At 65.0% G+C, this 5791-nt stretch carries 5 protein-coding genes and 1 pseudogene; 3 read left to right on the top strand and 3 right to left on the bottom strand.

Annotation, left to right across the window (positions count from 1 at the left end; all coding sequences use genetic code 11):
* The 3 genes from JCM25156_RS08615 to JCM25156_RS08605 all read left to right on the top strand — a co-directional run.
* Positions 1-1512, top strand: a 1512-nt coding sequence (locus JCM25156_RS08615; RefSeq protein WP_025812780.1) for a sensor histidine kinase, incomplete at its 5' end; no start/stop codon positions are given.
* A 4-nt stretch (positions 1513-1516) separates the two neighbouring features.
* Positions 1517-1846, top strand: coding sequence for a hypothetical protein (locus tag JCM25156_RS08610; RefSeq protein ID WP_025812779.1), 330 nt, complete (start codon positions 1517-1519; stop codon positions 1844-1846).
* Positions 1843-2583: an SIMPL domain-containing protein gene (locus JCM25156_RS08605; RefSeq protein ID WP_025812778.1), complete on the top strand. Its 741-nt coding sequence runs from the start codon at positions 1843-1845 to the stop codon at positions 2581-2583. The genes JCM25156_RS08610 and JCM25156_RS08605 overlap by 4 nt, the downstream gene beginning before the upstream one ends.
* 85 nt (positions 2584-2668) lie before the next feature.
* Here the strand turns inward: JCM25156_RS08605 and infC are convergent, their stop codons facing one another.
* From infC to JCM25156_RS22845, 3 genes and pseudogenes are all read right to left on the bottom strand, one after another.
* A complete protein-coding gene (gene infC / locus JCM25156_RS08600; protein ID WP_025812777.1) occupies positions 2669-3190 on the bottom strand; it encodes a translation initiation factor IF-3 in 522 nt (173 codons plus the stop codon).
* A gap of 238 nt (positions 3191-3428) precedes the next feature.
* Positions 3429-5363, bottom strand: coding sequence for a threonine--tRNA ligase (thrS, locus tag JCM25156_RS08595; RefSeq protein ID WP_025812776.1), 1935 nt, complete (start codon positions 5361-5363; stop codon positions 3429-3431).
* Between the two features lie 41 nt (positions 5364-5404).
* Positions 5405-5791: pseudogene (locus JCM25156_RS22845) on the bottom strand (glycosyltransferase family 9 protein); the annotation flags it as partial.

The following is a 5791-nucleotide window of genomic DNA, read 5'->3' as shown; positions in this document are numbered from 1 at the left end:
CTGCGGTTCTCGCTGGCCTATGGCATGCTGTTCGCCCTGTCCTCGGTCCTGTTCATGTCGTTCATGTGGTGGGGCACGATCGGCTTTCTGGAGCGTCAGGTCGAAACCGCCATCAACGCCGACGCCCGCGCCCTGGCCGAACGCTGGGTCATGGGCGGCCTGCCCACGCTCGCGCTCACGATCGAGGACCGGCTGGAACAGAACCTTGATGATGATGCGATCTACCTTGTCGTGGATCCGCAGGGGAACTACCTGACCGGCAATGTCTCCGCATGGCCCGGGCGCGTGCAGTACACCGATCGCTGGTACACCCTGCCCGATACGCGTGCGGGGCTGCGCGGCATGGCGGAACTGCATGGCTACCGCCTGCCCGGCACTGCCCAGACCCATACGGCGGGCCAGCTTGACAGCGGCTACCGCCTGCTGGTCGGCCGTGATGTCCGCTCACGCGGGGTGCTGCGCCACCTGCTGACCGACTCGCTGGTCTGGGCGTGGGTCATGGTCTCGCTGCTGGCGGTGAGCGGGGCGGTGCTGGTGCATGGCATCTTCCGCCGCATGGTCAAGACCGTGGCGCGCACCACCTCCGCCATCGCGCATGGCGACCTGAGCCGGCGCATGCCGCTGGTGGGCAATGGCGACGAGATGGACCAGGTGGCCGAAGCCATCAACGAGATGCTGGACCGCATCGTGCGCCTGATGGACGGGGTGCGGCAGGTGTCCAATTCCATTGCCCATGACCTGCGCACCCCCATCGCGCGGGCGCGCACGCAACTTGAGGATGCGGCCCTTCACGCCACCACGGCGGACGAACTGCGCGGCGCGATCGAACGCGCGGTCGGTAATCTGGACAACGTGACGGCCGTGTTCGAGGCGCTGCTGCGCATCGCCCAGATCGAGGCGGGGGCACGCCGCTCCGCCTTCATGACATTCGACCTCGTGCCGGTCCTGCGCGACGTGGCCGACCTGTATGAGGCCGTGGCGGATGAACACCATATCGCGCTTGCGCTCGACCTGCCGGCCCACCTGTCCTTTTATGGTGATCGTTCTCTGGTGCAGCAGGCAGTCGCCAACATGCTCGACAACGCCATAAAATTCTCGCCGCCCGGTGGCACGGTCTACCTGCGCGCGCAGATACGCGAACTCTCCCCCGGCCGCACGAGCGGGCCGACGGGCGAAGGGATGCTGGACCTGTCCGTCAGCGATGAGGGAATCGGCATGAGCGAAGCGGACATGGCGCGGGCGACGGAACGCTTCTTCCGCGCGGAAAAGGCCCGCCACACGCCCGGCGCCGGGCTGGGGCTGGCCATGGTGCGCGCCATCGTGCAACTGCATGGCGGGCGGATGCACCTTTCCGCCCATAACCCCGGGCTTACGGTTTCCATATCCCTGCCCGTGGCGGCGTGCGCGCTGTCAGCGGGGGAAGATGATTTTCCATCCGGCCAGCACATATCTGGCATGACGCAAACGTCACCTTTCTCCCATCAGCACGACATGAACAGTAGCGTAGAGTAACGCCATGAACATGCAATCCGCCGTGACGCCAGCCATCGTCGTGATGGGCTTCTGCCTGTGCGGGGCCTCCCCCGTGCCGGTGGAGCCAGGGGACATGCCCCGCGTGATGGCGGCACGGGACGGGGCGGACAAGCCTGTCATCATCACCAGCGACACGCGGGCCTACTGCAACCGGCTCCTGAACATCATCGACGCCTATGGCCCCGCCCTGCCGCAGGATGTGGACAGCCTGCGCATGCAGGGCGAAGGCATGTGCCGCGAAGGGCGCATCCGCTCGGGAATCGTCCGACTCCGCCGCGCGCTGGTGGAACTGAAGGAAACGACACATTCATGATGTCCGGATACCTGCGCATGCCCATGCGCCACGCCGCGCCAGCACTCTTACTCGCGGCGGCCCTGTGTCCGGCGGCGGTGATGGCGCAGACACCCGCGGCCGCCCCTGCCACGCCTGATGAAACCAGGCTGGATCTGGTTGCATCCGGCACCGTGCAGGCCCTGCCCGACGAACTGACCGCCACGTTCTTTGCCGAATCCCGCGCCGATACGGCGGCGGCGGCACAGGCGCAGGTCAATGCCCTGATCGCGAAGGCCATGGCGACCGCCGCCCATGTGGACGGGCTGACCGTCAATGCCGAGTCGTATTTCGTCCGGCATGATGATGGCGACCCGCGCCAGAACCGCAAACCGGGCTGGGTCGCCCGCCAGACCATCCGCCTGACCGCGCAGGACGGCAAGAACCTGCTACCGCTGATCGGACAGTTGCAGGCCGAAAACCTGGCCCTGACCCAACTGGACTGGTCCCTGTCGCGCGCGCGGCGGGCGGAACTGACCCGTCAGGCCGAAGCCCTCGCCCTGCAGGACATGCAGCAGCGCGCGCAGGCGGCGGCCACCACGCTGAAGCGGAAAATCACGGCGCTCACATCCGTCGTGCTGGAAGATCAGGACACGGCGCGCCCCATGCCCATGATGATGATGGCCCGCGCCAGCGCCGAAAGCGTGGCGCCTTCCGCCCCGGCGGGCATGGAAGACGTGACCGCCACGGCCCATGCCACGCTGATACTCAAACCCTGAACCCTGCTGGCCAGGATACGAAAAAAGGCCCGGAAGAGCGCATCTCCGGGCCTTTTTTCAATCCTGATGACAGGAGCGGGACGCCTCAGCGCGGCGCCAGCACCATGATCATCTGACGGTTTTCAAGCTTGGGCATATGCTCAACCTTGGCCAGCTCGTCCATTTCCGCGCGGATACGCTCCAGAACCTTCACACCCAGATCCTGATGCGCCATTTCGCGGCCACGGAAGCGAAGGGTCACCTTCACCTTGTCGCCCTCGCCAATGAAGCTTTTCATCGCGCGCATTTTCACCTGATAGTCATTTTCATCAATGTTCGGGCGAACCTTGACTTCCTTGATTTCAATGACTTTCTGCTTCTTGCGCGCTTCGTTGCGCTTCTTCTGCTGTTCGTATTTGAACTTCCCGTAATCAAGCACCTTGGCCACCGGCGGCTCGGCGTTCGGGCTGATTTCCAGCAGGTCAAGACCGACGGCATAAGCGCGCGCCAGCGCATCACGGGTGGACATGATGCCGAGCATCTCGCCCGCTTCGTCGATCAGGCGTACCTGGGGTACGCGAATCTCTTCATTGACACGGGGGCCCTCTCGATTCGGCGGAGTGGGCATGGGGGGTCTGGCTATGGTCAGCTCCTGTAACTGTTTCATTCAAACGGCAGGCAAGGCCGCCCGCCCGCCTGTGTGCCGGTGGCTGAAGCCAGCCGGACGCGCCGCGAGCATGAAACGACCTTACATTATGGAAAGATATGTGACGCAAACACACGCCACAGATCAAGTACTGTCTTGCTCCGCCCCGCGAAAACAGCCATGCAATCGCGGCACGGAGCCATTACGCCACGGGGCCGCCTCAGCCACGCGTACGGCGGATATCGGGTGGCAGCGCCTCATATGCAAGGGTGGATACCGCCTCATCCACCGGAAGCACCTCCTGCGTCTTGCCGCCAAGGCGGCGCATGGCGACGGAATTGTCCTCCGCTTCCTTGCGGCCCACGACCAGAATGACCGGCACGCGGGCCAGGCTGTGTTCGCGAATCTTGGCGTTGATCTTCTCGTTGCGCAGGTCGGCCTCGACCACCAGTCCTGCGGCGCGCAGGCTGTCCGCCACCTGCTGGGCGTAATCGGCCGCATCGGTCACGATCGAAGCCACGACCACCTGCGTCGGCGCCAGCCACAGCGGGAAACGGCCCGCGTGCTGTTCGATCAGGATGCCGAGGAACCGCTCGAACGAGCCCAGAATCGCCCGGTGCAGCATGACCGGCCGGTGGCGCGCGCTGTCTTCCCCCACATAGGAGGCATCCAGCCGTTCGGGCAGCACGTAATCGACCTGCAGCGTGCCGCACTGCCAGTCACGGCCAATGGCGTCGCGCAGCACGAATTCAAGCTTGGGGCCATAAAACGCGCCCTCACCCGGATTGTGCTCGTAGCTTACGCCCGCCATGTCGCACGCGACCTTCAGCGCGTTTTCCGCGCGGTCCCATGTCGCGTCATCACCCGCGCGCTGTTCGGGGCGGTCGGCGAACTTCACACGGAAATGTTCGAAGCCGAGATCCTGGTACACATCGGACAGCATGCGCACGAAGCGCGCCGTCTCATCCGCGATCTGGTCCTCGGTGCAGAAGATATGGGCGTCATCCTGCGTGAAGCCACGCACGCGCATGATGCCATGCAGCGCGCCGGAGGGTTCATAACGATGGCAGGCGCCGAATTCCGCCATGCGCAGCGGCAGCTCACGGTAGGAGCGCAGGCCATGGCGGAAGATCTGCACATGGCACGGGCAGTTCATCGGCTTCAGCGCGAGGGTCTTGTCCTCGTCCTCGACGGTGGCGATGAACATGTGCTCACGGTATTTGTCCCAGTGGCCGGAAGCTTCCCACAGCCCACGGTCAACCAGTTGCGGGGTGCGCACTTCCTGGTAGCCGTTGCCGTTCTGCGCGCGACGCATGTAGTCCTGCAGCACCGAGTACAGCCGCCAGCCCTTGGGGTGCCAGAAAATCTGGCCCACGGCCTCTTCCTGAATGTGGAACAGATCCATTTCCCGGCCGATGCGGCGATGGTCCCGGCGCTCGGCTTCCTCAAGCTGGTGCAGGTGCGCCTCGAGTTCCTTACGGTCGCGCCACGCCGTGCCGTAGACGCGCGTCAGCATGGGGTTACGGTGGTCACCGCGCCAGTAGGCCCCGGCCACCTTCATGAGCTTAAAGGCCGTGCCCACGTCCGCCGTGCCACGCAGATGCGGCCCCCGGCACAGATCCAGCCATTCGCCCTGGCGGTAGATGGAGATTTCCTCATCTTCCGGCAGGTCACGGATCAGTTCCGCCTTGAAGCGCTCGCCACGTTCCTCGAAAAACGCGATGGCTTTCGCACGCGGCCATGTCTCACGCACGAAGGGCGTATTGGCGGCCACGATTTCGCGCATCCGCGCCTCGATGGCGGCGAAATCCTCCGGCGAGAATGGCTCGTTACGATAGAAATCGTAGTAAAACCCGTTTTCGATGGATGGGCCGATCGTGACCTGCGTGCCCGGCCACAGCGACTGTACGGCTTCGGCCAGCACATGGGCGGCGTCGTGGCGGATCATTCCCAGCGCCTCGGGGTCCTTGCGCGTGATGAAACGCAGGCTGGCGTCGTGGTCGATGCTCCGACCGATATCCATGAGATGGCCGTCCACTTCCATCGCAAGGGCTGCGCGGGCCAGACCGGCCCCGATGGACTGCGCCACCGTAGTGCCCGTCACCGGCCCGTCAAAGCGGCGAACGGATCCGTCAGGCAGGGTGATGGCAGGCATGGTTCATTGCTCCGGTAAGAAGATACTGCGCTGTAATGGCGTTACGGGAGCATTGCCGCAACCCTGTCCACGCGCAGAGTCGCCAGATCATGCACATAAATGACCCGTACCTGCCCCGCGTACCGCCCCACGGGCGCGTTGAGCGCGGGGTTGCTGGCCGCGCAGAACAGCACGGTCGATGGCACGCCCAGGGCCGCAGCCATATGCATCGGCCCCGTATCGTTCCCCACCACGCAGGCCGCCCGCGCGATCACGCCGCCCAGTTCCAGCAGGGATGTCCGGCCCGTCAGGTCAAGCGCATCGGGGCAGGACTGGCCGATAATGGCGGCAAGGGGACTTTCCGCCTTCCCGCCCACCACAACCGGGCGGATCCCGCGCGCGCGCGCATGCGCCCCGCAAGCGCCGCATAACGCTCCACCGGCCAGCGA

The organism is Komagataeibacter kakiaceti JCM 25156 (assembly GCF_000613305.1).
Note: the sequence above shows the minus strand (reverse complement) of the source record. Positions and strands in the feature narration are given on the sequence as shown.

Bases quoted from the DNA above. Each gene is read 5' to 3' on its own strand.
- JCM25156_RS08605 (WP_025812778.1), top strand. From the start codon at position 1,843: ATGATGTCCGGATACCTGCGCATGCCCATGCGCCACGCCGCGCCAGCA.
- JCM25156_RS08610 (WP_025812779.1), top strand. From the start codon at position 1,517: ATGAACATGCAATCCGCCGTGACGCCAGCCATCGTCGTGATGGGCTTC.
- infC (WP_025812777.1), bottom strand. From the start codon at position 3,190: ATGCCCACTCCGCCGAATCGAGAGGGCCCCCGTGTCAATGAAGAGATT.
- thrS (WP_025812776.1), bottom strand. From the start codon at position 5,363: ATGCCTGCCATCACCCTGCCTGACGGATCCGTTCGCCGCTTTGACGGG.